Origin of the sequence: Acinetobacter sp. FDAARGOS_559 (genome assembly GCF_003940475.1) — a bacterium.
Classification (GTDB): domain Bacteria; phylum Pseudomonadota; class Gammaproteobacteria; order Pseudomonadales; family Moraxellaceae; genus Acinetobacter; species Acinetobacter baumannii.
The window spans coordinates 1,443,830-1,470,503 of sequence record NZ_RKJG01000005.1 but is presented as its reverse complement, the minus strand read 5'-3'; the positions used below and the strand labels follow the sequence as shown (position 1 = coordinate 1,470,503).

The 26,674-nt window shown below is 37.3% G+C and carries 30 protein-coding genes and 1 tRNA gene; 20 read left to right on the top strand and 11 right to left on the bottom strand.

The genetic code is table 11. From position 1 onward, the window contains the following. Positions 1 to 356: 356 nt before the first annotated feature. Positions 357 to 1,262 carry a tRNA 2-thiocytidine(32) synthetase TtcA gene (gene ttcA / locus EGS71_RS08505; protein WP_000271249.1) on the top strand — a complete coding sequence of 302 codons (906 nt, stop codon included), beginning with the start codon at positions 357 to 359 and terminating at the stop codon, positions 1,260 to 1,262. 206 nt (positions 1,263 to 1,468) lie between these two features. Next, positions 1,469 to 1,852, top strand: coding sequence for an SCP2 sterol-binding domain-containing protein (locus tag EGS71_RS08500; RefSeq protein ID WP_001110719.1), 384 nt, complete (start codon positions 1,469 to 1,471; stop codon positions 1,850 to 1,852). A gap of 91 nt (positions 1,853 to 1,943) precedes the next feature. On the opposite strand, the gene EGS71_RS08495 is transcribed toward EGS71_RS08500, so the two are convergent. Next, complete coding sequence (locus EGS71_RS08495) at positions 1,944 to 3,056, bottom strand: transglycosylase SLT domain-containing protein (RefSeq protein ID WP_001984613.1); 1,113 nt, start codon at positions 3,054 to 3,056, stop codon at positions 1,944 to 1,946. A gap of 372 nt (positions 3,057 to 3,428) precedes the next feature. On the opposite strand from EGS71_RS08495, the gene greB reads away from it, so the two are divergent. From greB to EGS71_RS08470, 5 genes are all read left to right on the top strand, one after another. Continuing rightward, entirely contained in the window at positions 3,429 to 3,923 is a 495-nt protein-coding gene (greB, locus tag EGS71_RS08490; protein WP_000841361.1) for a transcription elongation factor GreB, read from the top strand. A gap of 89 nt (positions 3,924 to 4,012) precedes the next feature. Beyond that, positions 4,013 to 4,102 (top strand) — tRNA-Ser (locus EGS71_RS08485). A gap of 169 nt (positions 4,103 to 4,271) precedes the next feature. Next, the gene (locus EGS71_RS08480; RefSeq protein WP_002010657.1) at positions 4,272 to 5,486 is read left to right on the top strand and encodes a tyrosine-type recombinase/integrase; all 1,215 of its coding nucleotides are present in this window, start codon (positions 4,272 to 4,274) and stop codon (positions 5,484 to 5,486) included. A gap of 255 nt (positions 5,487 to 5,741) precedes the next feature. Then, positions 5,742 to 6,743 (top strand): hypothetical protein, encoded by a 1,002-nt coding sequence (locus EGS71_RS08475; protein ID WP_002011020.1) that lies wholly within the window; start codon positions 5,742 to 5,744, stop codon positions 6,741 to 6,743. Then, the gene (locus tag EGS71_RS08470) at positions 6,740 to 7,093 is read left to right on the top strand and encodes a hypothetical protein (protein ID WP_000782440.1); all 354 of its coding nucleotides are present in this window, start codon (positions 6,740 to 6,742) and stop codon (positions 7,091 to 7,093) included. Before EGS71_RS08475 ends, EGS71_RS08470 begins: the two co-directional genes overlap by 4 nt. Positions 7,094 to 7,213: 120 nt before the next feature. On the opposite strand, the gene EGS71_RS08465 is transcribed toward EGS71_RS08470, so the two are convergent. The 6 genes from EGS71_RS08465 to EGS71_RS08440 all read right to left on the bottom strand — a co-directional run bounded on the left by EGS71_RS08465 (position 7,214) and on the right by EGS71_RS08440 (position 12,950). Beyond that, positions 7,214 to 7,480 carry a helix-turn-helix transcriptional regulator gene (locus tag EGS71_RS08465; protein ID WP_002010738.1) on the bottom strand — a complete coding sequence of 89 codons (267 nt, stop codon included), beginning with the start codon at positions 7,478 to 7,480 and terminating at the stop codon, positions 7,214 to 7,216. After that, positions 7,477 to 8,505, bottom strand: coding sequence for a hypothetical protein (locus tag EGS71_RS08460; protein WP_002010798.1), 1,029 nt, complete (start codon positions 8,503 to 8,505; stop codon positions 7,477 to 7,479). The genes EGS71_RS08465 and EGS71_RS08460 overlap by 4 nt, the downstream gene beginning before the upstream one ends. Then, positions 8,502 to 9,725, bottom strand: coding sequence for a YagK/YfjJ domain-containing protein (locus tag EGS71_RS08455; RefSeq protein ID WP_002010550.1), 1,224 nt, complete (start codon positions 9,723 to 9,725; stop codon positions 8,502 to 8,504). The genes EGS71_RS08460 and EGS71_RS08455 overlap by 4 nt, the downstream gene beginning before the upstream one ends. 693 nt (positions 9,726 to 10,418) lie before the next feature. After that, positions 10,419 to 11,447 carry a hypothetical protein gene (locus EGS71_RS08450; RefSeq protein WP_002010765.1) on the bottom strand — a complete coding sequence of 343 codons (1,029 nt, stop codon included), beginning with the start codon at positions 11,445 to 11,447 and terminating at the stop codon, positions 10,419 to 10,421. 287 nt (positions 11,448 to 11,734) lie between these two features. Beyond that, complete coding sequence (locus EGS71_RS08445) at positions 11,735 to 12,568, bottom strand: hypothetical protein (RefSeq protein WP_002011005.1); 834 nt, start codon at positions 12,566 to 12,568, stop codon at positions 11,735 to 11,737. A 127-nt stretch (positions 12,569 to 12,695) separates the two neighbouring features. Next, a complete protein-coding gene (locus tag EGS71_RS08440; RefSeq protein ID WP_000198572.1) occupies positions 12,696 to 12,950 on the bottom strand; it encodes a helix-turn-helix domain-containing protein in 255 nt (84 codons plus the stop codon). Between the two features lie 280 nt (positions 12,951 to 13,230). Here EGS71_RS08440 and EGS71_RS08435 point away from each other — a divergent pair, with 280 nt between their 5' ends. The 4 genes from EGS71_RS08435 to EGS71_RS08420 all read left to right on the top strand — a co-directional run bounded on the left by EGS71_RS08435 (position 13,231) and on the right by EGS71_RS08420 (position 15,876). Further along, positions 13,231 to 14,133, top strand: coding sequence for a helix-turn-helix transcriptional regulator (locus EGS71_RS08435; protein ID WP_002010660.1), 903 nt, complete (start codon positions 13,231 to 13,233; stop codon positions 14,131 to 14,133). Positions 14,134 to 14,228: 95 nt separating this feature from the next. Then, a complete protein-coding gene (locus EGS71_RS08430; RefSeq protein ID WP_001130890.1) occupies positions 14,229 to 15,158 on the top strand; it encodes a hypothetical protein in 930 nt (309 codons plus the stop codon). A 13-nt stretch (positions 15,159 to 15,171) separates the two neighbouring features. After that, positions 15,172 to 15,603, top strand: coding sequence for a hypothetical protein (locus tag EGS71_RS08425; RefSeq protein WP_002010756.1), 432 nt, complete (start codon positions 15,172 to 15,174; stop codon positions 15,601 to 15,603). Continuing rightward, positions 15,604 to 15,876, top strand: coding sequence for a YkgJ family cysteine cluster protein (locus tag EGS71_RS08420; RefSeq protein WP_001172372.1), 273 nt, complete (start codon positions 15,604 to 15,606; stop codon positions 15,874 to 15,876). A 287-nt stretch (positions 15,877 to 16,163) separates the two neighbouring features. Here EGS71_RS08420 and EGS71_RS08415 read toward each other — a convergent pair whose 3' ends face one another. Beyond that, entirely contained in the window at positions 16,164 to 16,754 is a 591-nt protein-coding gene (locus tag EGS71_RS08415; protein ID WP_002010846.1) for a DUF805 domain-containing protein, read from the bottom strand. A gap of 219 nt (positions 16,755 to 16,973) precedes the next feature. Here EGS71_RS08415 and EGS71_RS08410 point away from each other — a divergent pair, with 219 nt between their 5' ends. Further along, positions 16,974 to 17,330: a hypothetical protein gene (locus EGS71_RS08410; RefSeq protein WP_002010938.1), complete on the top strand. Its 357-nt coding sequence runs from the start codon at positions 16,974 to 16,976 to the stop codon at positions 17,328 to 17,330. A 435-nt stretch (positions 17,331 to 17,765) separates the two neighbouring features. Continuing rightward, a complete protein-coding gene (locus tag EGS71_RS08405; RefSeq protein ID WP_002011022.1) occupies positions 17,766 to 18,152 on the top strand; it encodes a hypothetical protein in 387 nt (128 codons plus the stop codon). A 113-nt stretch (positions 18,153 to 18,265) separates the two neighbouring features. On the opposite strand, the gene EGS71_RS08400 is transcribed toward EGS71_RS08405, so the two are convergent. After that, the gene (locus EGS71_RS08400; RefSeq protein ID WP_002010697.1) at positions 18,266 to 19,054 is read right to left on the bottom strand and encodes an NYN domain-containing protein; all 789 of its coding nucleotides are present in this window, start codon (positions 19,052 to 19,054) and stop codon (positions 18,266 to 18,268) included. A 246-nt stretch (positions 19,055 to 19,300) separates the two neighbouring features. Between EGS71_RS08400 and EGS71_RS08395 the strand changes: the two genes are divergently transcribed. The 4 genes from EGS71_RS08395 (at position 19,301) to EGS71_RS08380 (ending at position 22,782) form a co-directional block, all read left to right on the top strand. Beyond that, a complete protein-coding gene (locus EGS71_RS08395) occupies positions 19,301 to 20,338 on the top strand; it encodes a DUF932 domain-containing protein (protein WP_002010631.1) in 1,038 nt (345 codons plus the stop codon). A gap of 18 nt (positions 20,339 to 20,356) precedes the next feature. Beyond that, a complete protein-coding gene (locus EGS71_RS08390; protein WP_002010767.1) occupies positions 20,357 to 20,599 on the top strand; it encodes a hypothetical protein in 243 nt (80 codons plus the stop codon). Between the two features lie 104 nt (positions 20,600 to 20,703). Beyond that, a complete protein-coding gene (locus EGS71_RS08385; protein ID WP_002010837.1) occupies positions 20,704 to 21,768 on the top strand; it encodes a YqaJ viral recombinase family protein in 1,065 nt (354 codons plus the stop codon). Between the two features lie 117 nt (positions 21,769 to 21,885). Beyond that, positions 21,886 to 22,782, top strand: a complete 897-nt coding sequence (locus EGS71_RS08380) for a hypothetical protein (protein ID WP_002010875.1) — start codon at positions 21,886 to 21,888, stop codon at positions 22,780 to 22,782. Between the two features lie 49 nt (positions 22,783 to 22,831). Here EGS71_RS08380 and EGS71_RS08375 read toward each other — a convergent pair whose 3' ends face one another. Together EGS71_RS08375 and EGS71_RS08370 are read right to left on the bottom strand one after the other, a co-directional pair. After that, the gene (locus EGS71_RS08375) at positions 22,832 to 23,533 is read right to left on the bottom strand and encodes a hypothetical protein (RefSeq protein WP_031946305.1); all 702 of its coding nucleotides are present in this window, start codon (positions 23,531 to 23,533) and stop codon (positions 22,832 to 22,834) included. 153 nt (positions 23,534 to 23,686) lie between these two features. After that, positions 23,687 to 24,235: a TetR/AcrR family transcriptional regulator gene (locus EGS71_RS08370; protein WP_046879593.1), complete on the bottom strand. Its 549-nt coding sequence runs from the start codon at positions 24,233 to 24,235 to the stop codon at positions 23,687 to 23,689. 334 nt (positions 24,236 to 24,569) lie between these two features. Between EGS71_RS08370 and EGS71_RS08365 the strand changes: the two genes are divergently transcribed. The 3 genes from EGS71_RS08365 to EGS71_RS08355 are packed head-to-tail and all read left to right on the top strand — an operon-like array spanning position 24,570 to position 26,650. Further along, positions 24,570 to 25,436, top strand: a complete 867-nt coding sequence (locus EGS71_RS08365) for a WYL domain-containing protein (RefSeq protein ID WP_025464976.1) — start codon at positions 24,570 to 24,572, stop codon at positions 25,434 to 25,436. 10 nt (positions 25,437 to 25,446) lie between these two features. Beyond that, positions 25,447 to 26,058, top strand: a complete 612-nt coding sequence (locus EGS71_RS08360) for a DUF1819 family protein (protein WP_002010701.1) — start codon at positions 25,447 to 25,449, stop codon at positions 26,056 to 26,058. A gap of 16 nt (positions 26,059 to 26,074) precedes the next feature. After that, positions 26,075 to 26,650 carry a DUF1788 domain-containing protein gene (locus tag EGS71_RS08355; protein ID WP_002010699.1) on the top strand — a complete coding sequence of 192 codons (576 nt, stop codon included), beginning with the start codon at positions 26,075 to 26,077 and terminating at the stop codon, positions 26,648 to 26,650. Positions 26,651 to 26,674 lie beyond the last annotated feature (24 nt).

Genomic DNA, 26,674 nt, shown 5'->3' with positions numbered 1-26,674 from the left:
AAAAAAATTTTTAAAATGATTCTATTGACTTGAATAACTATTTGAAAAATAAGGGAAAAAATCATTGGTTAAAAAATGATCAATTTAAATAAAACCCTTAACAGAAGGTCAAAACAGTTTGTCAAGTATTAAGAAATCCACAATTTTATCCACAGGTTTTGTGGAAAACTGTGGAAAAGTCCAAAAAGTAAGCATTTTGCGCAAAAAATGAACTCATCGGTCAAAATAGCGCACTGCTTTTGCATCATGCCTGAGCATTATGAAGACTTCAAGAATTGAAACTATTCTTTTGATGCGATTCTCATCCGAATCATATAAAATTGCGCGGTATTTTTATTTATGGGTATATCTCGTCTATGTACGCGCCAGTTGAGTCCAACGAAGGATTTAATTTTAAGCCTGAACTTCCAACAAGCTCGGCCTATTATCGTTTGCTTAAGAAGCTTCGCCGTCAAGTTGGACATGCCATCCGTGACTTCAATATGATTGAAGATGGTGACAAGGTCATGGTGTGTGTGTCTGGTGGTAAAGACAGTTATACCTTGCTCGACATTTTGTTGCAGTTCAAACGTATTGCACCAATCAATTTTGATATTGTTGCGGTTAACCTTGACCAAAAGCAGCCTGGTTTCCCTGAAGATGTCTTACCACGTTATATGGAAGAAAATAACATTCCGTATTACATTTTGGAAAAAGACACTTACAGCATTACCAAACGTTTAACTCCTGAAGGTAAAACGTACTGTGCTGTGTGTTCACGTTTACGCCGTGGTTCGCTTTATGGCTTTGCTCAAGAAATTGGTGCAACCAAAGTTGCACTAGGGCATCACCGTGATGACATCATTGCTACTTTCTTCTTGAACTTATTCCATGGCGGTAGCTTAAAGGCAATGCCACCTAAGCTTTTATCATCGGATAAGAAAAATATTTTGATTCGTCCTTTGGCTTATGTTGAAGAAAAGGACATTATCAAATATGCAGAGTTACGTAAGTTCCCGATTATTCCGTGTAACCTTTGTGGTTCACAAGAGAACTTACAACGTGCCATGATCAATGAAATGCTTCGTGAATGGGACAAACAGTATCCAAAACGTTTACACAGCATTTTTGGTGCGTTACAGAACGTTTCACCTTCACAACTTGCTGACCGTGATTTGTTCGATTTCGAAGTTCTTGACTCGCAGCGCGAATTAGACTTTAAAGATCCGGAAGAACTGAAAAAACGTTTAGATGTAGTGAACTTAAGCTTTGCTGCTGAATAAAACGAATTAATAAGTCAATTGAAGGCACTTTATAAACAAGTGCCTTTAATGTATCAAAATACTAAAAAATGAATGTTCCGTACAAAAAGTCATAGCTCAACCTTAAAATTACATGCTATAACAACGCTCAAGCAGAAGTGCTTCACACGATGTTGTCTGGATAGGCAACACTAGAGAAATTGAACAAATAAATTTGAGGAAGAATCATGCCTGCATTTTTAACTGATGATTGGTTTGCGACTGTCGAAAAATTAACTGCTGAAGCAGGTGATCTTAATTTGCCACCAGCTCTTGCGAATTTGGCAATTAATTTAGTAGTTACAGATGCTTCTGGAAATACCGAATTAGCGTTAGATGGGGGTAAAATCCAAAAAGGTTTGTCTTCAAATGCCAAAACTACATTAAACATGGATGCTGAAACTTTACGTAAAGTATTCCTAGAGTTTGATATGGCAGCTGCTATGCAGGCATTCATGACTGGTAAAATAAAAGTTCAAGGCGATATGTCTCAGTTAATGGCTTTACAAACAGCTAAACCAAGCCAAGAACAAAAAGATTTGTTCAAAAAAGTATTAGAGCAAACCGCTTAAACTAAAAAAGAATTCATATAAAAAGCTTACCCGAGAGGTAAGCTTTTTATTTATACAAACAATGAATTTATCAACTTTTAGATGATAAAAACTAGATATTAATTCGCGTTTGTGCCGTTTTAATGTGCTCAAGATAAGCACGTATACGAGTCACATACTGAACCGCTTGTTTGTATCGACCATTGCGAGTTTTATTACTCTGCAAATAATTATAGAGATTAACCCATTGGTTTGGGTCTTTCCCTTGGGCTTGCAAGCGCTTTTGAATCTGGTTCACCGCACCCGGTCCCATATTGTAAGCTACAAGTGCATACCAGTTGCGATCTGGGAAAGGAATATCATCATACTCACTTAACATGAGATCATAATATTTCGCACCGCCCTGAATACTCTGTGCTGGATCATTACGGTTACTTACACCCATTGCCCGAGCTGTACTATTGGTTAACATCATTAACCCACGGACACCTGTTGGTGAAACAGACTCTGGCTTTAGGTACGATTCTTGATAACCAATCGCTGCAAGCAAATGCCAGTCTAAATCGTACTGAGCAGCACTTTGTTTAAAGCTTGCTTTGTAAATCGGTATACGTGCACTTAAGTCACGTTGAATCGTAGACCAAGCTTCTGGTTTTACAACATTACGGTTATAAAAAGAAGCAAGTTGCTGAGTTAGGCCATTTTGTTTGCTTTGACAAACAAAACCGCTTGCTGTTTGTGTAAGCGGGTCATCTGCTTGTTTAAACACCCAGCTTAGATTCGGATTTAATCCATTTTTTTGCAAATTTACGATATCACCACAACTTGCAGAAAAAGACATTAAACCTTTGTTCTCGATTGAACTTAAGCTTGCGGTTGTCATGGCAAGATTTGCTTTACCTTGCTGAACCCACTTAAGCGCCGTGGCATTATCTGTCACGATTTTGAAGTCCAACTTTACATTTAAGCTTTGTGCATAGTTACGCGCTAAGTCATAACCGAAGCCGTGTAAAAACTGGTCTTCTTTAAAAACAGTCGTTGGGCTTTCTACAGCAACCACTGTTAATGTGTTTGTGTTAACTACAGTATTGTACTGTAGGGTTTTTCCTGCATTGATACTATGAAAGGGAAAAAACATAGTGCTGAGCGCAAGAACTTTCAATGGGAGAGAAGAAAATAAAGAGCTAAGGCCAAGCCTCGACCCAGAACTTGAATTACTGTGCATGTTGTCTCCGCTACAGGTAATTTATGCCCTAAAAGTCAGACAAAAAGCTGCCATAACTTCTAAAAGTTGATAAATTCAATAAGGGGTGGGCAGTCATGACGTCATTCAAAATGACATGAAATGAAAAAAGCAAACTGTGTAGAAAATCTACATAGTTTTTGAGTGGGTTAAAAAATACTCAACATTTAAGATGCGCGCATCATAATATTGATAAAAAGTATTGTCAAATTTTGTACAATTAAATATCCGATATATCATCATAACAACATGAATTTATTAAGGAAGAAAATTTATACACTTCTGATGTGAGAAAATAGGGTATAAAATGCTACATCTTGTAACCCTTATGTTGTTAATCAGTGGTTTTTAATCATGAAATCTAACTTAATCACTCGGTCAGGCCATGACAAATTAGTTGCTGAATTAAAACAACTTTGGCATGAAGAAAGACCAGAAATTACGAAAAAAGTAAATTGGGCTGCAAGCCTCGGTGACCGTAGTGAGAATGCAGATTATCAATATAACAAGCAGCTCCTTAGAAAAATTGATCGACGAGTACGCTACTTAGGAAAGCGTTTAGAAGAGTTGAAAATTGTTGATTACTCACCTGAGCAAGAAGGCAAAGTTTACTTTGGTGCTTGGGTCGACATTGAAAATGAAGAAGGGGAGCAAAAAACTTTACGAATCGTCGGGGTAGATGAAATTTATGATCACCATCCTCAGCATATTTCAATTGAGTCACCTATGGCACGTGCACTCTTGAGTAAAGAAGTCGATGATGAAGTAGAAGTACACACGCCTTTGGGCAAAAAGCTGTGGTATATCAATGCAATTCGCTATGAAAAACCTAAAAATGATGAAATTTAGATAGATTTGTTTTTATTTTGAGCGTTTGAATTAAAAATTAAATAAAAGATTTGCCAACTTGCATTTTTGTTTATATTATAGCGCTCGTTGGAAGCGTGGCAGAGCGGTTTAATGCACCGGTCTTGAAAACCGACGAGGGTGTGAGTCCTCCGTGAGTTCGAATCTCACCGCTTCCGCCATATTCATATTTCTGACACTGTTTAACGCTATATAAATATTTGATTTATAAGGTTAAAGTTGGAAATATACGATATGACAGTTCATGACACACGATGTGAATGAGCAGTTATAAAGTAGTAAAAAATGCAGTAAGATATTTTCTTACTGCATTTTTTTTGTTTGTACGTTATGACTACACGTGGAATCAATAAACTAACGGCTTTACAGGTTAAAAAAGCCCAACCCAATTCTGAGAAGATGTATAAGCTTCCAGATGGTGGTAATCTTTATTTGCGTATTGATACGAATGGCAGTAAGTACTGGATCTTTAACTATACTCGACCTTATATTGGTAAGCGCAATGATTTGTCCTTGGGCACCTATCCTGAAGTCACTCTTGAGAATGCGCGTCGTATCCGTGATGAATATAAAAAGTTAATAAAGCAAGGGCTTGATCCTGCAATGGTACGGCTTGAAACTAAGAGTCAAAAGCACAAAGAACTTGAAAATACTTTTCGGGTGGTGAGTGCAGATTGGCTCAAAAAAAGAGAGCTAGAGGGTAAGCAGGATGAAGAGACTATCCGTCGTTTAAATCACGATGTATTACCTTATATTGGAGATATGACTTTTCCGCAACTGACGCTAGAAGTGCTTGAGGTTAAAATTTTTCAACGTATTATCGATCGTGGTGCTTTATCTGTTGCGAAGCGTTTAAAGTCAGATTTAAATCAAATTTTTAAATCAGCTCGTAAAAAGAAGTTGGTTCAGTACAACCCAGTTGAGGATATTGAATTACCGAATCCTCAAAGGGGAAACTTCGCAGCAGTAACAGAAGAACAAGACCTAGCTCCGATGCTGGTTAAAATCTGGAATTATTCAAAAACCCATGAACGGTGTTTGATTACGACACAAGTGGCTTTGAAGATATCAGTTCTGACATTTCAAAGACCTGGAGAGATACGTCGACTTAAAAAGGAATATTATTACCCAGATGAGCGCTGTTTTAAATTTACAGCGAGTAAGACAGGGCAGTTGCATATAGTTCCTTTGTCTGATCAAGCTTTTGAGTTAATTGAATCGATTATTGATCTATACCCGAACAGTGAATACATTTTTGTCGGGCGAGATGGGAAAACAGTTCTTTCAGATAATACGGTGAATACGGCGCTTAAACGGCTAGGTTATGGTGGAAAGCAAACGGCTCATGGTTTGAGAGCAACGGCACGAACAATGCTAGATGAAATTCTGGAGCAACGTGTGGATTTCATTGAGCATCAGTTGGCCCATAAGGTGAAAGACAATAATGGTACAGCTTATAATCGCACAAAATTCTTGAACAACCGTCGTGAGATGATGCAGGAATGGGCAGATTATTTGGGATCATTGCTTGAACACAGTGACTAAAAGCTAGAAGAGTGATGATCTTTTGACTAAATTACTTGGCAGAATATTATAAAGAAGTCTAAATTGAAGCCAATTGGTTACTAATTGGCTCTATGTATTCTATATAAACGCTTATTATGTTAAATAATGATGCATATTCATAAAGCTATAGAGTAATTTTCCAAATAGATAAAGTGAAATTGAGGAAAGTAGTCAGAACGATAAAGATGTTTTAATAGTCTTTTGTGGGATTAATCTGAATAAGGGTTTTTTAAAATGATAGATTTAAAAAATGAGAGCTATATATCAAATATTCCACAGTATTTAGTTGATGCATATTTAGAAACTGAGAATTTTCCTGCTTTTTTACAGCAAAATCGTAAGCATTGCTATTGGATGATATTCAGTGATTATAGCTTTAAACCCAGATTTCCTAAGAAACCTGTTATTACTGCTACAATTATTCCTTTCTCAGACTATAGATGGATACAAACTATTTGTAACCTCAGTAAGCTGAAAACAAATTTGGATATTAAAAAAACATATATAAATGAAAAGTATATATCATTTATAAAATTCATTGAATGGCTTCCAGCATTTCATATATCTTTAATAGTTGATGAAAATTTAAATTACTATAAAAATGAAAATATTAATGAAAAAGAATATTTTAAAAGGTATTTTGAGGGGGTGAAAGTACATTACGGTAATCACATAAACTATGCTGTTGTCCAACCAAATCCTAAGATGAATATTGGGAACATTAACCGGGTTTTAAAACTGTTGAACGGACAACCAAAAATAAGAATCTTTAAGCAGTCTCAAATAGTATCATCTCTGATTTCAAGTGTAAGTAAGTTGATTGTTGATTCAACTCAAGTTGAATGTAAGATTTTATGGTGCTCTGATACAGATGATATTTTGAGTTATTCAGAAAATTCCCTTTTTTATCCATTTGTTTTTGACATGATAAGAACTGATCTTTACCGATTAAGACCTCAGAAAATATATCAAATTGATTTTTTAAAGAAAGTTAATAAAGATTTTGATGAACTAATAAGGATACCTGATTACATCGTAGGAACAATATCTGATCTAAACTTGAAGGAGTTAACTGTCACTCATGGAAAATTTTTACCTGTTCTGTATTCATTTTTAACCAATTCAAATAAAAACTTGATCATTAGTTTAACTAATACATCAAACAAGATTGAATTAACAAAATATGAGTTCAAGAAACTTGTTGAAAAAGAGCCTGATTGGAGTGCATACGGATGAAAATGAAAAAAATAGTATTATGTTTAAGTCTTGTTTATATGAATAATTCTAGTTATTCTGAGTCCACCATAGTAGAACCAGAATCATACTGTGAAATAGTGAAAAAAATAGCTTATAACGCTCAATCTTATAGGCAGAGTGGGGTTGAATATAAAGTTACGATAAAGAAATTACAAACAGCACCAGAAAAGTTATCTACTTCAAAAAGAGAAAATAACGAGTTGGTTTTTAGAATTGTACAGTATGCCTATTATATATTTCCTGAGTATACAAATGATGAATTAAAAAAGAATGCTATTGAAAAATATGCCATGCGCTCTTATACAGAATGCTTAAAAAAATATAGTTAATTTCAAATATTAATTACGTTTATGGTTCTGTTGCATTAAGAAAATCTTAATTTAACTTATGTTTATCTAAAATTTAATTCACTATTTAAAAACAGCCCGTCATAGACAGGCTGTTTTACTTTATGCTGCTTTAGGATTCTTTGCTTCAAGCCAACCTTGGATTTGGCTTTCAGTCCAAGTGGGCATACTTGCTGTTAAATAGATGGGTTGGGGGAAGTCACCACGGCGAATCATTTTCCAAAAAGTTGACTCTGCAATATTCAGTAAGCCCTTACTCGCTGGTTTATGAGAAAGACGACGTCTACGGCCACTACGATCAATATAGTCCTTGGCAGGACGTTCAGGGTAATTGACTAGCTCTTTTACGCGATAACGTTTTTCGATCATTTTGAACGCTCCTTATGCATGCCAGGTAATTTTTCATCATTGCGGGTATAAAGGACTTTCATTGTTGGTTTCATGTCACCTATTCTTAGGTAATAATCCGTATGGCACAAATAAGATTCCAAGCGTTGCATATGATTGCCGAAGTTGGGTGCATCATGATGAAAGAAATTGGGTTGAATTTGCTCGGGTAAAGGAACTCGCTCAATAATAACGAAGCCTTGATTCTTTTGGGGGATATATAGCTTTCCAGATGGTTGATTGGGCTCACTAAATAAGTGATCAGAATCGTTGCACTCAACCAAAACAAAAATTTTCAAAATTAACTGACCAGACGGCATGATGGTCCATTTTGAAATGATTGATAATACTTCTGGCCGACATTTGTGTTCTTTTACGATGGACTTAATGTGGGTTTCAAAAAGAAGACTATCTTTGGGTGATTTTGGATGCATCTCATCAGGTTCTTTTATGTCATATGTTTCGATAAAGAAACCTGGACTTTGTTTAAATACGGACATGAGCCAAAGTTTGAAATCAGAAATCGCAACCTTTTGGCGAGTCTCCCAATTTCTCTGTTGTTTTCGGATATTGCCTTGCATCACAGTATAGTGGATATCGGCAATAAAATTATTGAACCGAGGCTCCGCTGTTGGATCATATAAATTGATTTGAGGTAGAGCATGTTCTTGAATCTTGCGTAGAACAATACTACTGAGTGGTGACAGCAATATAAGCCCTTGAATATGTAAAGAAGCAATGGGTGAGTACAAAGCGAACATCACGGACTCATGAATATTCTTGCCGAGTTTTGTTAAACTGGCCTTAGGATGATATCCATAGTAATGGTCGTATTTGATTACTCCGGTTGTATTGCATTTTGCAAAGTAATCGCAATAGGCATAGAAATCACCAATTGAAGGAGTTGGTGAGTCAATAGGTAGTGGTAATCTTGGTACGGATTCTTGTAGCATTATCCTTACATTTTGGGATGCCATTGCTTGCCCGTATTTATTGAGCAGATTCATTTTTTACCTCCTTTCTTACTGCACTTCTTGGTTTTAGGCAGTACAATGTCTGGATTAGGATGTTTACGTGGACGTCCGGCTTTAGATCGCTTTTGTGGAGCTTTTGATTTTTGGATTGCTCGATAAGCGACTTCTGCAAGAGGTTTAAACATAAAGAACTGAGCTGATTTGCTCATGTATTGCAAACAAATCAGCAGGTTCGTGCGCTTTTCAATATCGTGGTATTCCATTGGACCTATTCCCAAATTTACATACTGTTTTTTTTCACGGTTGCAGTTGTAAGTACATCCTAGACCGTGGGTTAGTTTGATCCAGTACTTGCTGATTTCATTTGCATAATACTCATCGCGCTCATGGGACTGGCCGTTAACCAGAAACATGGCATGCACGTGCATCGCTTTGCGAACACCGTGTTCGAACTTATATGCAAAGCCAACAATCTTCTGGAGCAGTTTGTTGTTGCTTTTGTTGTGTCTAATTCTCTTGACTCTGTTCTTGAGGTAGCTCAGGTTGTGCTGAGAATGAAAGATGTTGTTAAAATCAACCAAGTTGTTATTGATCAGACTGGATTGCGGTGGCTTTAATGCCAGATCAATCCGAATGACCAGTAATTTGCTATACACTTCAAAGTGAGCATCTATCCATTCTTTTAATGAACGAAACTCGTCTCTACTTTTTCGTTCTCGTTTCGCAATTGCAGACCTATGTTTCGGGCTATTTAAAACTTCACGAATCAACTTGATAAACTGATTGAGCGGTTGGATTCTATGTTTTAGGTAAGTTTCCTTCCCTAATGTAAAAACCCCCTCATAGAGACCGATCAATTGTGGATACTGGGTTTGCAGTTTATCTTTTGCTTCAAAAAAAGCCTGAATCTCATCACAGACCTCAAAATCCTTAAAGTCCGATATGTCACATTCGATGAGCATGTCAAAGAATGGGACATAGGGCTTAAACCATTTCGAGTATTTCAAAATGATTTTGGGGCTGGGTTCGTCAATTGATATAATCTTTACTGGTGGTGATCTATTTCTCTTGATGGCTCCAACCATTTGTCCACACAACAACATGTAGTCAATCCGGTAATCACTGAAAATCAGGGTGGTGTCATCATCTGTGGGTGACAGGATAAGCTGACTCTCTCGTATCATTGCTGCAAGCAAATGATGCGGAATAACCGGTTCTCTTATTTTGTTTGGTCTCCTTTTTCTGATTACCATGGTCTATATTTCTCTAAATAAATATTTATTTATCTGGTGTTATTTGTTGAGCAATAACACTCAGATTGTTAATTAAATAATTACGCATAAATCTATTATTAATTAGATAACCATTGGTATTTAATTTAAATAATTAATAATTAATAATAAGATTTTAATTCCTATATTTATCTTCTCCTTTTTATTAAAAAATCACTTCTGTAGCGATTATTTTTAATAAAAATCTCTTCAAAATGATGCGAACACTTAGAGTTTGTTGGTTTTGATCGGAATTAATGTTTCTCCTCTTGAGGTATTTACTTTCACGGCAAAGAAATAAGGAAAATTTTTCCTTAATAAGGCAAGTCATTTCCCCTCATCTTTTTAACTCAGTAGGTAGCGTAGAACTATTCTTTTGCGAAGAAAACAAAAATGTTGGAGGTTTGTGTGGTTGTAGTATTTTTATATAATTTATGATAAATCAAATACATATTGATTTTTTAGTAAAACACACAATTGTTTAAAAAAGTAATATATGGATATTGACTTTTTATTAATATTAAATTTATGAAAAAATTGATTGTAGCTGTAGATGGAATTAGTACAATCAATAGCTCATCAATTAAGATAAATGGCGGTTATGAAAGGAAGATAGGATTTTTGAGAAGAGTCTACTTTTAAAATAATGGTGTAATATTTTGTATATTAAATTTATTATTTTTCAAATAATCTTTCCCATTCAGGTTTTGATATATTTTGTCTTATCCATTCTTCGAGTGTTCTGATACTGTAACCTTTTTTTCTTAAGAACTTTAAATTATCTATATTGTTGCAAAGTTCTTCTTCTATTGATAATATTTTGGTTAATTTATCTATTTTGATCTGAGCATTTGAAATATCTTTAGTATTTTGTTGGAGCCAGATATTATCGTTTATTTCTGTATTTAAACGTTCGATCATTTTACGATAAAACTCAATCAGTTTTTTCCTTCCTTTTGTGAAATGATCTTTATTAGAGTCAATCAGCTCAGATATTTTTTCATTTATTTTGTTTTCAAGCTGTGTCGCTGCAAAGCTAACAGATTTCCATTTGTCTCCACTTTTTAGAACGCGCTCTTTAAGTTCGTTATAGAGAATCTGTTTGTAGTAGTCTGGTAGAATAGATTCTATCTCTTGTCGTATATTCGTGAGAGTGGTTTTACGGTCAATGAAATCATCAGGACTAACATCTAGTAAAGCTTGAAGAAAATGGATTTTAAAATGGGGGAGGTAATAAAGCTTATCTTGATAAGTCGATTGTTCAGTTTCCTCTTCATCAATACAAAATGTCATATTGGGAGAAATAGCAGTGTATTCTATGCCTGCTTTAATGATGTTATGCGTTGTTTCATGAACTTTTTGAATGAGTTGTATGATGTTATTGGCTTCTATCAAGGAAGATGAATGTATTTTTGAACGGGCATCTTTACATAGACAAAAAATATAAGTGCTTTCAACTGATGCTATTTGAAATGGATTCTTCAGCAATTCATCCCGAAGGTAGGTGTAGTCCAATGGAGGACAGCTGGGTATAACTTTAAGTATTTTATCGTATCGATTCCCATTATCGAATTCAGTAGGGGAAGTTATTTCTTCGAATTTAAGTTGATTGAACTTATTGGACGTGTAGTAAAAAGAATCAAGAACATTTTTTTCATATCGATCTATTTGTTCGATAAGTCGGTCAGAGATCAGTTCTTCCATTTTTTGAGTCTATTTGTAAGTCAAGTAAAACGCTATCAAACTCTGTTAATTGATGCAAATAGGTGTATGTGGAATCATGTGGACACTTATTTTTAACTATTTGTTTTAAATTAAGTTAATTACATTTTATTGGTGAATTAAAAACATTCTAATGGGTAGTGTATGGCGGTAAAAACTACTATTCACGCATGCATTTCATAAGTGGAGTATGGGGTGTTGAATTTAAGTAGATTATAAAAATAGATAAAGCCATAAGACTATCCCCTGATAGTCTTATGGCTTATGTTTTAGATTGCATCTAAATTTTCTTCGCCTGCCGCAAAGCAAGGCATAAACTCTTCATAGATTAACTGCCCAGTTAAAGTATCTACTACAGCCTGATACCACGTACATTGAAAGCGAGCGGAATCGATAACAGCTCGGTAAAGTATTTTATTTTCATTCAACTCTAGCCAACCATCAAATGAAAGAGCTACATCGGACACATTGGGCCGACCAAATGCCTGATTGACGAATTTAGGGCCATTATCATGCATGAATGTGGATATTCCTTTGATTATTTTGGGTGCAGATGAAATTGGTTTTAACCCGTGGTCTTTGGGGGTTGAGCTTAAATTTATGCCGGCATGATATTCAGTATCGATCTGTCTTAATAATTCAGGGTCGGTATATTTTCGATAACCAGGAGCACTGAAATCTGGAAAATTTAACTCCGGGTAGAGTTGGTTAACATCAAGATTAGAGGGGGGAGCATCATTCCAGTTCAAGGCTGAAACTTCTTCTTCGAGGTTCGGTAGAGGTGTTCCAGGGGTAGCACTTGACCATCTTAATTTTCCATCAAGTGAATAGTGTTCAGTTACGTTGTTTAAACGATGTACTACGTAAAATTCATCTTGTTGAGTTTTGACTTTTTCATAAAACTCACCTGATTTTAGCTTAAACGGTAGTTCGTTATTTTGACTTTTATCCCATTTTTCAATAATTGCTCGTATCGAAAAGCGAGCCCCAAAATTGGCTAAAGCTTCACTAACTTCAGAGGGAATTGGCAATTTACAACCAGATAATGTTGTGGTGAGTACACACCCTACAATAATAAAAATTCGATATAACTGTTTTTGCATATTCTTCTATTCCAATGGTAATGGATGAAGAATAAATAATGCTGAGGACAGGATATGTCGTGATGAAAAAATTTTATCAAAGACACAACCTGTCTAATGAGTTGTGTAGATTAATGGGATATCTATTTTAGGAATGCGTGAATGACGTACTTTTTATAACTAAGTCTAATCCTGTTTGTGGGTTAACGCCTAAAGCAGAGCAATACCAAACATATTCGACTAAATCTAAACGACGGTCACCTTCTTCGACCCGTTGTACAAACGAATGTGGTCTTTCCATGCGTTCAGCTAAAGTACGCATAGTCATCTTTTGTGCTTTTCGCTGGTTTCTAAGCCAATTTCGAAGCGCAACCATCTCATCTGTGTGAATGCTTCTAGTCATGCCACTTATTTATGATACATTGACTAAATTACTCAAATTGAGTACAAATGGAGTGAATAAAGATGTAGTTGATATTTTTTTAGAAATAACAGCTATTTGTTTTGAAAAAAGATTCAAAAAAGTTGAAAAAGTGACATGACCTGTCAATGTGATGGGTGAAAATAGTACATGTTAGATACTTTTATATAAAAGATGATCCCCGAACTTTCTAAAATCAAAATGGAACGGACGTCATCAAAAATCTAACAACAAAATGAAGTGAGATGGGATAGGGGTAAATATGGAAGGCAGCCTTTCAACACATGAGCGATTGGCAGAACGGTTAGTTAAAATTATTGTTAAATTAAACTCAGGTGAAAAACTGAGCGTACATGAGTTGGCGCAAGAATTTAAGACCCACCCACGTACCATACAGCGTGATTTTGAGCGTTTGGAAATTACAGAATTACCACTGGTGCGGGATGAAGTGACTAAACGAGTTTATTTAAACCCGATGGCTTTAGGTAATTATGGTGTGCAAGATATTATTCATTTTGCACAGATATCTGGTGTGCACAAACTATATCCTAAATTGAATGTTCCTTTTTTACGAGGGATATTGGATCAAAATAAGGCACCGACTTATATCGCCAAAGGTTATTCCTACGAGGATACATCACTTTTTACAGAACATTTTAAACAGTTAAATACTGCTATACAGCAAAGAAAACAAATTCAGTTTCTTTATAAAAATGTGAGCAGAAATGTTCTGCCATATCGGGTGATTCATCATCATGGTAGTTGGTATTTAGCAGCTACTGAGCAAGAAGAACTCAAAACGTATCGGTTAAGTCGCATTAGCAATATCAGCATATCTCAAGACCATATCTTTGAGCATGATGCGAATGTATTACAACACTTAGACAATGAAGACAGTATTTGGTTCGGTTTAGAAAAAACAGAAGTCATTTTAACTGTTCAAGCTGAGGTTGCGATGCATTTTTTACAACGTGCATTGCTACCCGAGCAGCAGGTGATTAAGCAGTTGGAAGATGGTGGATTATTAATTTCTAGTCAAATTAGCCATTACCAGCAAATTTTACCTTTAGTTCGTTATTGGATTCCACATGTAAAGATTGTAAATCCTGTTGAATTGCAGGAGGAATTGGAAGGGGAATTGAGAGGGTATTTGAATTTTAGTTAATTAAAAATACTGTTTTATTAAATTTTATTTTAATGAGTTCGAATATCCATTAATCAACATAAAAGCTTAAATCTATATTGAAAGAGGAAAAAATCATGCCATTACCAGTAATTTTATGGGGTGCTGCTGCTGCACTTGGAGCCACGGGAGTTTTTAAAGGAGCTAAAGCCGTAGGCAGCCTAAAAGAAGCCAAAGAAATAGGAAATGAGGCAGAGAGTAAATATAACTTAGCACTTTATGAATTAGAGGAAGAAAAGGACAAAACGAATAGTGCATTAGAGGAATTAGGACGTCTTAAGTTAAATATTTTTACTCACCAAATTAAACACACAATTGATGTCATAAAAAAATCTAAAGAGGCTAGTGGGAAACTAGAAAATTTTGAATCCTCTATTTCTATAGATGAACTTAAAGAAATGGAAGCAATGGTTCTTAACTCATTACGACTTGAAGCAGGGTTATTAGCTGGAACAACAGGAGGAGCATTAGCAGGTTTAGGGGCTTACAGTAGTGTTGGATTCTTAGCATCAGCTTCAACAGGTACAGCTATTTCAGGGCTTTCAGGTGTCGCAGCAACAAATGCAACTTTGGCTTGGCTTGGTGGCGGTTCTATTGCTAGTGGTGGTTTTGGAATGGCTGGTGGAATGATTGCGCTTGGAGGTATTGTAGCTGGTCCTGCTTTGGCAATAGGTGGCTTTATGTTAGCAAGTAAAGCTGAAGAAGCCTTGACTAAAGCTGTAGATTATGCAGCGCAAGTTGATAAAGCTGTTGCAGAATTAGATATGTTAGGTGTTGCCTTAATAGGGATCCGACAAAATGTAGATGAAGTTACTGATACATTAAATGAATTGGTTCAAAGATTTGAGGTTATGAAGGTTAATGACGATTCAGACCCACAAGCATTTAAACAAATGATTGTAAATACTAAAATCTTAAAAGATTTATTGGATTGTAGAATTATAGATGAAGAAGGATCTCCTATTAAAAATATCAGACATACCTGTCAAGGATTTCTAAAAATTTAAGGAGGGATATATAATGGCTAAACAAGAACTTATGAAAGCTGCTAAAAATTTAAAAAATGTCACAGTTATTCCAAAACCATCACCAGATATGGCTTTTCAGTCCTTTAAGATGCTTGTTGATGCGCATCATGAATATAAGATGACTGTGCAGACTGAAACAACAAAGCGAGAAGCAATACAGGCTTGGCGAGATGTTAATGTTGGAAAAATTGAACAGCAAACAGAGTTTCTAAAAGCATATTTAGCTGAAACTTTTAAGGAAAGACGTCATTCAATTGATGAAATGTTCGAACGTTTAGATAAAGGTATTGAATCTGGAAATATGGATTTGGTTAATTTAGCAATGGAGAGCATTACTACCATTGTTAAAGCTTCTCCATTAAAAGAAGCTGAGAAAATTATACAAGCAATGAATGACCCCAAAGTTGAATCAATTGAGTTCTAAGTGCAAAAGTCATTCCCATGTACCCAATGTGGAGCATGTTGCCGACATGTTACTCTGTCAGAATTGACAATCTATCTTGATCGTGGTGACGGCATTTGCCGTCATCATGATACAGGTACACATTTGTGTACTATCTATGAACAACGTCCTGACGTCTGTCGGGTAGATACCTATTATGAGCAACATTTTAAAAGACAATATACGTGGGGTGAGTTTATAGAACTTAACCTGATTGCCTGTAAGCAGTTAAGTGAATTAGATAAAAGTGAGTAGATTAAATAATGCAAAAAATTTCTTTATCTTTACCCAAAAATTCAAAACCGTCCATCCAATCACCCTGATCCCTTGAATCTTCGGATTCATCGAGCATTAAGTTGTAATAGGTGGAACAAGCTTAAGAACAGGATAGTAAATTTATTTTCTATTGGATGATATTTAATGCGATTCATGCTCAAGAATTGAGTCATGGTATAACCTAAGATAAAGCTTTATATTTATGATGCGTATTATTTGATATAAAAATGAAAACTACCCTTTCGTATAGAAAGGGCATGAACTTCTTATTTGGCAGGCTCACCATATTGGTTGCGATTCGAAGAACCTTCACTTGCCCACCAGTAGATCAGCAAGAATATACCAATGATGGTTAAGCTAATTAAATACCACCAACCTGATTTCCCAATATCATGTAATCGACGGCTACTTACAGCAAGTGTTGGTATTACAGTAGCCAAGTAAACTAAGGCATAAAATAAAAATTCTGTTCCGAAGATCGCATCTAAAATCATGGCAAACATATTACAAAGGACAACCCCTAAATTAAAAAACCAGAACTCTTTTCGTCTTGCGCGTCCATTGAAGTTAGCATAATTTTTTAAGCCTTTAGCAAACCAATCAAATGGGTTGTACTCATCTTCATTTTTTGATGATTGCTCTGTAGTTTGAGTTGAAAAGGTAGAGGTTGCCTTTATCTCAAAATAAATTGCAACTGCCTGTCCTTGTTCATTAATGTCGTAGTCGACTATTTGACCACGTTGTGGTGATGTGGTTTCTTTCCATTCTGAACCAATGAAGTGGTAACGCTTCGTATCTTCACCTGAAATAATTCCAGTATTGGTTTGGACAGAAAAATCAAGAACAATGCCTTTCATATTGACCCCATGATGATGTTGTAATCATTATTAACTGTGTTTAGTCGAGTGTATTGAGGTGGGTTGACAGGTTGTGTCTAGTCAGGAAGAGCATGTTAAAAATATAAAAAATAAAGAAAATTTAAATACATATTACTTCTAAGAGAGATGTACAACCTTGCAACGCAAGCATGGTTTGTACAGGTCAACTGAAGAAACATTTATAAAAGGAAAATTATCATGGGTACATTTACGAAATTTATGTTGCCAGTTTTAATGATTTCATCGTTGGTTTTATCGGGATGTGATCAGACTCAACCACCTTCAATGGAGGTTCATCTTAGTGTGCCTCACAATACTTCGGGGCAACCACAACTTACCATTCGGTCATTAGAATCAGAACCAATCACAATTAATAGTGTTGCAGTAAATGATTGTCAATGCCGTTATGCAAGTTTCTTTTATCGCCCTATCGAATTTCCAATTCAGCTACAGATTGGGCAAGCAAAGAATCTCTATCTATATTGTTCTTACGATTCAGTCGTGAAAGTGGACATTGAGACAGATCGGGGAAATGTAACTTACTCTTTTAAATAAAGTGAGTAGTAAAAATATTTTAGCGATTATGCCTATTTTATCAGGTATTAGATAAATGTTCGCTTTAGACGATAAGAAAGGCTTTGATAAAAAAAACCATCATTTTATTGTTTGATAAAATGATGGGCGGTGAAGGCCACAGGCCTGAAAATCTTGGACCTTCCAAACAAATGACATTTCGATTTTATAAGTGTATACAGTTTAAAATAGTTTGTTCTAACTGTTTTATAGCACCTTAATAATTTAATTTCAATAAATAAAATAGGTTCTTAATTTTATCAAAAGTATTGATATTCAATAAGAACTTTTTGTTCTGATTTAAGCCATTCCCATTTTAGATACTTCAAAGGTTCAGTTAAATTCCGTGTTGATTATCACTCCATAGGCTCTAAAGCCTATGGAGTTTTTTTATGCCCATTATTTAAGGAGGACCCCATGTCCAGAATTTGTTGCCCGATCTGTGGTAGTGATGAAGTTACAATTGTTGATCAACATAATCCAACTAAAACCACCACGCAGCGAAGGCCATTCCCTAAACCACCGATGCAAAGTCTTCTGCACTATGTGGTGAACTATGCCGCAATGGGAGCATCCGGTGCTCGTATGATTCGGGGACAACGCCCCATTATTTTTGTGATTGGCGCTTTGGTCGGAGGAGCGATTGGCTGTGCAGCCTGCCTATTAAATCATGTTCATGAACAGACACCTGATTCAACTCTAAAAGAATCACCATTACCACAAACCTTATATCAATGTTTGGAATGTGAGCATCATTTTGCCTTGTCGTATGAACAAGGTAGATATGGCTTTAAGAGTTGCTAAAAATGACCAAGTGGATAATCGAACGGTTATACACTTGGTTAAAGCCTAATGATCTAAAAAGCACAGCACAGATCGGCCCAATATAGAATAATTCAATCCTTGAGTTGAGATCATTAGCATACTTGACCCGTTTGCTTATTATTTTTTGCTTTCTTCAGATACATTTGGCTACCTTCTATTTTGGTTTCAAATAGATTGAGCATTTTAATCAAGCCAGATAATTTGGCACGTCCATAATTACGTGAATCGAAGTCCGGGCGAACCATATTGATATATTGCCCAACAACAGAGAGGTTTGCCCATCCACTTTCATCAGAATTATCTTTAACCGCTTTATAAATCAGATTCAATGTTGTTCTATCAATGTTCAGAGCCGTTTCTTTTTCTGATGGTTTGATTACCGGTTCTTTGGCAGAGTCTTTGGTTTCAGTGTGACTCTTATTTTCAGTAGAGGTTTTATCTTCTTCAATCAGATTTTCAACATAGATAAATTTGTCACATGCTTTGCGGAATGCCTCGGGAGTTTGTTTTCGGCCTACACCATAGACAACTAATCCACTTTCCCGGATACGTGACGCGAGTGGTGTAAAGTCACTGTCGCTGGAAATAATGCAAAATCCATCTAGAGCACCACTATAGAGTAAATCCATTGCATCAATAATGAGCCCCATATCCGTTGCATCTTTACCAACGGTATAGGCAAATTGTTGAACAGGTGTAATGGCATGTGGCAATAAAATATCACGCCATTTATTGAGGGTTTCACTGCTCCAGTCACCATATACTCGTTTAACACTTGCTATTCCATATTTGGCAATTTCTTCGAGAATCAGATCAATAGAGTTGACTGAAGAGTTATCTGCATCAATTAAAACGGCAAGTTTTTTTCTTTGTAAATCCAATTTGTTACATCCCCAGTTTGTAATTAGTAATACTTAGAATAGTACTGCTAACCATACTTCGAACAGGGGATGTAATCTAGTCCCTAAACATCAAATAAGAGGTACAAAGTTCTAAATTTTTTCAGATCTACATTATCTAATCGATAACTATTACAGAACTACAATCTGTATACCAATCTGGCCTGTTTTGATAGCAGGCTTTTTTATTTCGGAAATGAATACATTTGTCAAAGTAGAGGTTAAAAAATGGCACATCAAATAGAAACAATGGCTTATGTTGGTCAAACCCCATGGCATGGCTTAGGCAACCAACTTACTCAAAACCAGCCTATTGAAGTTTGGGCACAACAGGCGGGTATGGACTGGCGAATCGAATCATCCGATGTCAGCTATATGGCAGAAAATGAACGAGGGCAAAACATCATCATGCCTTTCTCTGAACAACGTGTTCTGTATCGTTCTGATACACATGCACCGTTATCGGTGGTGAGTCAACGATATCAGGAAGTCCAGCCCAAACAGATTCTAGAATTTTACCGAGACCTCACGGAACAATCAGGCTTTGAATTGGAAACAGCAGGGGTACTCAAAGGCGGAAAGAAATTCTGGGCATTGGCTAAAACAGGGCAATCAACTGCATTAAAAGGCAAAGATGTCAGCAATGGCTATATTCTATTGGCAACAGCTTGTGATGGCACATTGGCGACCACAGCACAATTTACTTCGATTCGTGTGGTGTGTAATAACACCTTAGCCATTGCCTTGAAAGGTCAGAACAGTAGTTCTGGTGTCGTGAAAGTTCCGCATAGTACCAAGTTTGATGCAGACAAAATCAAACAACAACTCGGCATTTCCGTTCGTGCATGGGATGAACACATGTATGAAATGAAACAACTGGCACAACGAAAAGTGACACAGCAGGAAGCAGCAGCTTTCTTTGATCAGGTGTTTAATGCCAACAGTAATCCAGCTTATCAAGACAATATTATTCGTTTTAACCGTAACAGTAACTTCAATCCATTTACTCCGAGTAATGACAATAAGACTGAACCGAATGCCCGTGCCATGTCTAAAGTCATGACCATGTTTAACGGACATGGACGTGGGGCAGAGCTGGCTTCAGCTAAAGATACGGCTTATGGTTTGTTATGCAGTATCACCGAATTTGTAGATCACGAGCGCCGAGCCATTTCCACTGATCACCGTATGGATTCAGCATGGTTCGGTGCCGGAGCCAACATTAAACAACGTGGATTGGAACAAGCTTTACGCATGGTGTCTTAAGTACAAGCAGATGATGTTATGACAAATCATTGTTTTAATAACCCATTTAAAATTGGGAATTTGGTGGTTTTACGTTACCCAATCAAGGACATGGTGGTGAGAACAGTCGATGAAACCCCTCATCCTCAATATGTAGCTTTAGATGGATATCGGCACATCTATCACACTGACTTTATTCGATTGGCTACCCCTGAAGAAATCAAGGTTGGCTATCGAATAGATCATCATATTCTTCAGTTTGATTTAAGCCGACGTAATTAGCCTAAGTTTATCGATGACCTTCGCTCAAAACTCAATTTAACTTTTCCTCTTGCCACATCTTCGGATGTGGTTTTTTTATGCCTTTAAAAATGTAGGAGCAGATTATGGGACAAGCAATAACCCACCAACAGCAATCTTTTATAGGGCCACTTGCTGGATCAAAAACTTATTCACGTCATAGCCGACGTGGTAACAAAGCCAAACGATTGGCTGAAACGAAGCAGATGAGCCGTGAACAATGGCTACACATCCGTAAGCAGGGCATTGGTAGCAGTGATGCCGCAACAGCTTGTGGATTGAACCCACACATGTCGATGCTAGAACTGTGGATGATCAAAACAGGTCGGATGCAACAAAATATTGAAGATGAAAGCACAGGCTATGCGCCACTGTACTGGGGCAAACAATTAGAACCCTTAGTTGCTGAATACTACAGCATGCATACCAACAATAAAGTTCGTCGAGTCAATGCGGTGTTGCAGCATCCTGATGAAGACAAAGCCTTTATGCTGGCTAATCTTGATTATGCCATTGTAGGTTCTGATGAAGTACAGGTGCTGGAGTGCAAAACCGTTGGTGAGTATGGTTCCAAACTCTGGCGAGATGGTGTACCACTTTACGTATTGTGTCAGGTACAACATCAATTGGCTGTGACAGGTAAACAGGCAGCTCATGTTTGTGTACTGTTTTGTGGGCATGAAACCCGAATCTATAAAGTGACACGAAGCGAGAGTGTGATTGAACACATCATTCATGCGGAACGGCATTTCTGGCAATGTGTGGAAAATGACATTCCTCCAGCCGTGGATGCATCCGAGTCAGCAGCCAAAGCCTTACAAGCACTTTATCCTGAGCAGACTCCGCTACTGACTGAAGACCTAACCAATAATAATGTAGCGAATACCCTGTTTCGAGAATTACTGGCGGAAAAACGTAAGATTGAAACCCATCAACAACTATTTGATGAGCTGAAACATCGGATACAAATTCTGATGAAAGATGCCGAACGAGTAGTATTTATGGAGGGATCAGTGACGTGGAAGAAAGCACAAGATTCAATCGGCTTAAACAGTAAAGCTTTATTGAAACAGCATCCAGAATACTTAGAGCAATTTCCACAAACTAAAGCAGGGACACGGCGTTTTCAGATTTATCCGAATGGTCGTTAACTTTAAACAACACAGCAAGCGGATTACATCATACCGCTTATTCAACCTATACCGCCCATGATCCCATGCCGTTAAACAGCATGGGATTTTTATTTAACGAACATAATGAGGCCAAATATGATTAAAGGTTTAGCTATCACACCACCAATATTGGGGCGTATCAGTATTGGCAAAGTCATCGAAAAGAACGGCAAACGACTCCCTGAAAAAGATGATCAATTTACCATTACCAGCCAAATTCAAGGTAAAGATGGTTGGGTGAAACATCCATTGGATGAAACCCTGCGAACGAAGTCTAGCAACAATAAACTTCGTAGTATTCCAGTTCGCATGATTTTTAATGATCCTGAACTCAACCTACGAGCTGAATACACTTTATTCGATCGGCAGACTGGACGTCCCATCTGTATCGGTAATGGTGAAACCTGTCAACGATCAGGACAGCAGGGTATTGAACAGCATCCTTGCCCATCACCAGGCCTCTGTTCATTAGCACAAGGTGGCTTATGCAAACCTTATGGTCGGCTTTATGTCAATTTGGATGACAATGATGAGTTCGGTACGTTCATCTTTAGAACTACAGGTTTTAATAGTATTCGAACCTTGGCAGCCCGATTAGCTTATTACCATGCTGCTTCGGGCAAGCTGCTTTCATGCTTGCCATTGCAACTTACCCTGCGTGGTAAAAGCACCACGCAAAGTTATCGTACCCCAATCTATTACGTGGATTTAACTTTGCGTGATGGAACGAGTCTACAAGAAGCGATTACAACGGCAAAACAGATTGATGAGCAAAGCAGGCAGGCTGGATTTTATCAAGAGGCTTTAGATGAGGTGGCACGACAAGGCTATGCTAATGCCAAGTTTGAAGTGGAGAGTGAGGAGGGATTAGATGTGGTTAAAGAGTTCTATCACAGTGATGAGCAGGAGCAACAGAGCCAAACTGAGGGTGTTCATACAGATGTTAGATCGCTGCAAAAGGGATTGGCACAGAGTGTTAGGGCGGTGAATTAGATCAGGTGCAAGAAGTCTTAGGGTTTCTTGCACCTTGTGGTACGACTTTTTATTTTTGTTCTTTTTGTGTCGTATGTAGCAGTTCTTGTTGGGGAGTCAAATTTCTTTCAGATAATTCAATAAATCTTAAAGCATTTGATTGTTTCATAAAGAATTTTAATATCCGAGTTCCTATGAAAACGATTGCAAACATCAGAAAATAATTGATACCAGCCCAAGCTAAAATATCTCTCGTATTGTGGAGTGGCATATCGTAGATATAGAGCATATAAAGCAAGAACCCGTAGGCGAATAGTCCAGACGTAAAGAAAAGACATACTCCGATCTTCTCAAGTTGTTTAGCTCGTTTAGGGTCAATTGGTTTAGCGAGTTTGAATTGATTAGTAACATAATCAAATACAAGCAACGAACTACAGTTTTTATAGAGTCTTGCAGTAAATTCACTGTCGGTTTTACGTTTGATACAGCGCAGCTTCTGTAAGTCTTTTTCGTTGAGATTGAGTTCTTTTTGTAGTGTCACAACGCTTAACTCATTCTGATATGTTTTTTTATCCTCTTCCTCAACAACGGGGGAGGCCAATTGATTCTTCAGATATTCTATTTTTCGGTTTTTTAGGTATTGATAAACATTAAAAACACTGTGGAAAATTCCAATATTTTTATTGTTTGAACCAATGAAAAGTAAGATGAGAAATGCAATGAAGCTGAGAACTGCGGCTGTATCTGATGATACTAAAAAGTCTTCGAACATAAGAATCCCTTCCTTTTTAATTGTGAACTGACTGATCTCAGAACACATTAAAAATTACTATAAGAGTGAAGTTTTTGTCTATTTTTTATCCGGATTTTAATTGTTATCAATGTGTAAAACTATCAGTGCGTGGAGAAATGCTATACAAAATACTTATTTAAAATTTTCCATTTCAAGCTCAATTAATGTTCTGATATATACCCATGTTTTTTGAGGTTGAAGTAGGCTTTCATCTATAGCTGAATCACTGATTACACCATCTAAAATGTGAATAAATAGGTTGGTTAACATTCGGGGATCATTAACTTCTAATTGTTCAAATAGCAATGATACTTGTTGGAATAACCAGCTCCGATATTCATCTAGCGTAATTAAAATAGGTGGGTATAACTCAGCTACATCCATTCGTGCTTTATGAAATGGGCACCCTTTACCACCATTTTGATCAATCCAGTCGATATACCACATATAAAGCTGATATAGTTTTGCTAATGGTGTCGATAGGTTAAAGATACGATCTTCTACACTGACTCGAATCTCATCTTTCAAACGTTGTAGGCAGGCAATGACTAGATTTTCTTTAGATGAGAAATGCTTATAAAAGGTCGCTTTGGCAACCTGAGATTCATCAATAATTCTATCCACGCCAACAGTGATATAACTCTCTTTAGTGAACAGTTGAATTGCTGTTGACAAGATCATTTCTTTTTTTGTGCTCGATTTTTTCAAATCACCACTGCTCCTGATTCCATTCACATCAGTGTGTTGCCTCTTTGCGTACTATATCCCAAAATAAAACTTTATTAATGTGCTAATTACGAATGTTGCATCTTAAAATAGATAATCTTGTCTGTCTTTAATAAAATGTGGTCGATTACGGCTTAGATTTATAATAATGATGCTCTTGGGGAGTATTAATAAGCAAATTATTAAATCTTGAGATGATATAAAAGATTATTTGAATTTACTGTAAAACATGTTTACTGTAAATTTGTTGTGGGGTATATTTGAGCCACTATTTATTGACTGATTGTATATGACGACAGATAAGTATGAAGTATTTCTCAGAATGCGAGCCATTGAGCTACTGGCGTATTGGGAAGGACGTTTAATCACCACGCGTTTAATGAACTGGTTTGGACTCAGTCGCCAGCAAGCCTCTGCGGATATCAAACGCTACAATACGTTATATAACCCTGATGCCTTGTTTCATGATCCTTCTGTCAAGGGCTATGTACCTAAAGCCAGTTTCCAACCAGTGCTGACCACAACTCATATCAATGAATATCTCAATATGCTTTCAGGTTTGGTGAGTGAATCACATGCCCTAATAGCCACTCCAGAAGCCCACCTTTCAGCGGTGCAGTTACCCGATCGTAGTGTTCGCCCAGAAGTGCTCCGCGAAGTGCTCCGTGCCTGCCGAACACAAAGCACTTTAAAAATTATTTATGCCTCCATGAATAATCCGGTTTGGCATGAAAGGGTGATTTCTCCACATACTCTAGTGTATACCGGGTTCCGTTGGCATGTCCGCGCCTATTGCCATCAGAGCAAGCAGTTTAAGGACTTTTTACTCTCCAGAATTGATCGCACACCTGTTGTGATGGCGATTGAGCCAGTAGACCCAGCTCAGGATCAGCAATGGCATGAAGAAGTTGTACTGACGCTGATCCCGAATCCAAAATTGAATGCAGCTCAAAAAGCTCTTGTCGAAAAAGACTTTGGCATGCCAGATGGCAGATTACAGATTCCGGTGAAAAAAGCCCTGGCTCACTATACCTTGCAGCGCTATCAGACCGCAATCACGCTGGCTGAGGCGGAAGATGCCTTGAAATATCCACTGGTTTTACAACGTTCAGATACCGAAAAGCTGTCGTCTTATCTGTTTGATCAGACCTCATAGGAGATTGGCCATGTTAGAGCAATTTCATTATGACAGTGACCTGATTGGTGGTTCATTGATGGTGCGTGAAAGTCGGTTAATCGCGGATCTGTTATTGCGTGAAGCCACAACAGAGCAATGGCATCAGGCGATTCAGGTGGACAATATTCTGCAAAAAAGAACTGCGGCTTCGGCGCAACGTAATGCCACCGCTATTCGCAAGCGTCTGGAGCGTTTAGAACCTGATTTCTGGAAAGCTGTGCGTGATGGCGATGATGAGCTGGCGACCCAGGTGGCTTTTTGTGGTGCATTGGAACGCAACCTGTTGCTGCTTGAGTTTATGGAAACGGTGATGAGAGAAGCTTATATCTCTCAGGCTCAATACTTGGACAGTTATATCTGGTCCGACTTTTTGGAGGAACGTACACAACGAGATCTGGATATCTGTGAATGGAAAGAGTCCAGCAAGAAAAAAATGGGGCAGGTGGTCTTTCGCATGCTGACAGAAGCTGGTTACTTAAAAAGTACCCGTAAGCTGGAGTTGCAGCGTGTGATCGTCAGAGCAGAGCTACGTAGCCTGTTGGAAAAACATTATAAACAACGCATTAAAAGATCTATGGAAGTGTCGGTATGGACGCGTTAGTTGTAGAGGGGCGGTAATGAGTCAAACAATACATGAGCGTCTGAACCAGATTCCAGAGCGAATTCTTTCAACCGAATTTCTGACCGGTCAAGGACTGGGTAATGAAATTGGCTTCTGGATTTTTGATTATGCACCTGAAGATGAGTTGAAAGTGCGCGAATATCTGCATTTTCTAGACGGGATGCTGGAGAAAAAACACAGTCAGCTGAAGGTGGTGAATATCAACCTGCTGCAAGCCGTGGTGGATTATCTGGCTGAGCGTAACTTCATCGATAAAGCCATTCAAATGCAAAAAGCCAAAGGCGATGAAGCGCTGCTCAAAGCCTTAAAGGGCCCACTGCATATGGATAAGTTCGCGCCGTATCTGGTGAGTAAATATGCCACCAATGCGCAAGATATTGTGTTGATGACTGGGGTAGGGTCGGTTTGGCCACTGTTACGTGCCCATCACTTATTGAATAGTTTGCATTCGTTACTGGGACATAAGCCAGTGGTGCTGTTTTACCCAGGCTATTACGACGGTCAAGCGATGAGTTTATTTGGAAAAATTCCAAGCAACAATTACTACAGAGCATTCAGATTAGTGCCTTAAACACGGCAAATAGAAATAAGAATT

Coding starts and splice junctions, on each gene's coding strand:
- ttcA (WP_000271249.1), top strand. CDS start 357: ATGTACGCGCCAGTTGAGTCCAACGAAGGATTTAATTTTAAGCCTGAA.
- EGS71_RS08500 (WP_001110719.1), top strand. CDS start 1,469: ATGCCTGCATTTTTAACTGATGATTGGTTTGCGACTGTCGAAAAATTA.
- EGS71_RS08495 (WP_001984613.1), bottom strand. CDS start 3,056: ATGCACAGTAATTCAAGTTCTGGGTCGAGGCTTGGCCTTAGCTCTTTA.
- greB (WP_000841361.1), top strand. CDS start 3,429: ATGAAATCTAACTTAATCACTCGGTCAGGCCATGACAAATTAGTTGCT.
- EGS71_RS08480 (WP_002010657.1), top strand. CDS start 4,272: ATGACTACACGTGGAATCAATAAACTAACGGCTTTACAGGTTAAAAAA.
- EGS71_RS08475 (WP_002011020.1), top strand. CDS start 5,742: ATGATAGATTTAAAAAATGAGAGCTATATATCAAATATTCCACAGTAT.
- EGS71_RS08470 (WP_000782440.1), top strand. CDS start 6,740: ATGAAAATGAAAAAAATAGTATTATGTTTAAGTCTTGTTTATATGAAT.
- EGS71_RS08465 (WP_002010738.1), bottom strand. CDS start 7,480: ATGATCGAAAAACGTTATCGCGTAAAAGAGCTAGTCAATTACCCTGAA.
- EGS71_RS08460 (WP_002010798.1), bottom strand. CDS start 8,505: ATGAATCTGCTCAATAAATACGGGCAAGCAATGGCATCCCAAAATGTA.
- EGS71_RS08455 (WP_002010550.1), bottom strand. CDS start 9,725: ATGGTAATCAGAAAAAGGAGACCAAACAAAATAAGAGAACCGGTTATT.
- EGS71_RS08450 (WP_002010765.1), bottom strand. CDS start 11,447: ATGGAAGAACTGATCTCTGACCGACTTATCGAACAAATAGATCGATAT.
- EGS71_RS08445 (WP_002011005.1), bottom strand. CDS start 12,568: ATGCAAAAACAGTTATATCGAATTTTTATTATTGTAGGGTGTGTACTC.
- EGS71_RS08440 (WP_000198572.1), bottom strand. CDS start 12,950: ATGACTAGAAGCATTCACACAGATGAGATGGTTGCGCTTCGAAATTGG.
- EGS71_RS08435 (WP_002010660.1), top strand. CDS start 13,231: ATGGAAGGCAGCCTTTCAACACATGAGCGATTGGCAGAACGGTTAGTT.
- EGS71_RS08430 (WP_001130890.1), top strand. CDS start 14,229: ATGCCATTACCAGTAATTTTATGGGGTGCTGCTGCTGCACTTGGAGCC.
- EGS71_RS08425 (WP_002010756.1), top strand. CDS start 15,172: ATGGCTAAACAAGAACTTATGAAAGCTGCTAAAAATTTAAAAAATGTC.
- EGS71_RS08415 (WP_002010846.1), bottom strand. CDS start 16,754: ATGAAAGGCATTGTTCTTGATTTTTCTGTCCAAACCAATACTGGAATT.
- EGS71_RS08410 (WP_002010938.1), top strand. CDS start 16,974: ATGGGTACATTTACGAAATTTATGTTGCCAGTTTTAATGATTTCATCG.
- EGS71_RS08405 (WP_002011022.1), top strand. CDS start 17,766: ATGTCCAGAATTTGTTGCCCGATCTGTGGTAGTGATGAAGTTACAATT.
- EGS71_RS08395 (WP_002010631.1), top strand. CDS start 19,301: ATGGCACATCAAATAGAAACAATGGCTTATGTTGGTCAAACCCCATGG.
- EGS71_RS08390 (WP_002010767.1), top strand. CDS start 20,357: ATGACAAATCATTGTTTTAATAACCCATTTAAAATTGGGAATTTGGTG.
- EGS71_RS08385 (WP_002010837.1), top strand. CDS start 20,704: ATGGGACAAGCAATAACCCACCAACAGCAATCTTTTATAGGGCCACTT.
- EGS71_RS08380 (WP_002010875.1), top strand. CDS start 21,886: ATGATTAAAGGTTTAGCTATCACACCACCAATATTGGGGCGTATCAGT.
- EGS71_RS08375 (WP_031946305.1), bottom strand. CDS start 23,533: ATGTTCGAAGACTTTTTAGTATCATCAGATACAGCCGCAGTTCTCAGC.
- EGS71_RS08370 (WP_046879593.1), bottom strand. CDS start 24,235: ATGATCTTGTCAACAGCAATTCAACTGTTCACTAAAGAGAGTTATATC.
- EGS71_RS08365 (WP_025464976.1), top strand. CDS start 24,570: ATGACGACAGATAAGTATGAAGTATTTCTCAGAATGCGAGCCATTGAG.
- EGS71_RS08360 (WP_002010701.1), top strand. CDS start 25,447: ATGTTAGAGCAATTTCATTATGACAGTGACCTGATTGGTGGTTCATTG.
- EGS71_RS08355 (WP_002010699.1), top strand. CDS start 26,075: ATGAGTCAAACAATACATGAGCGTCTGAACCAGATTCCAGAGCGAATT.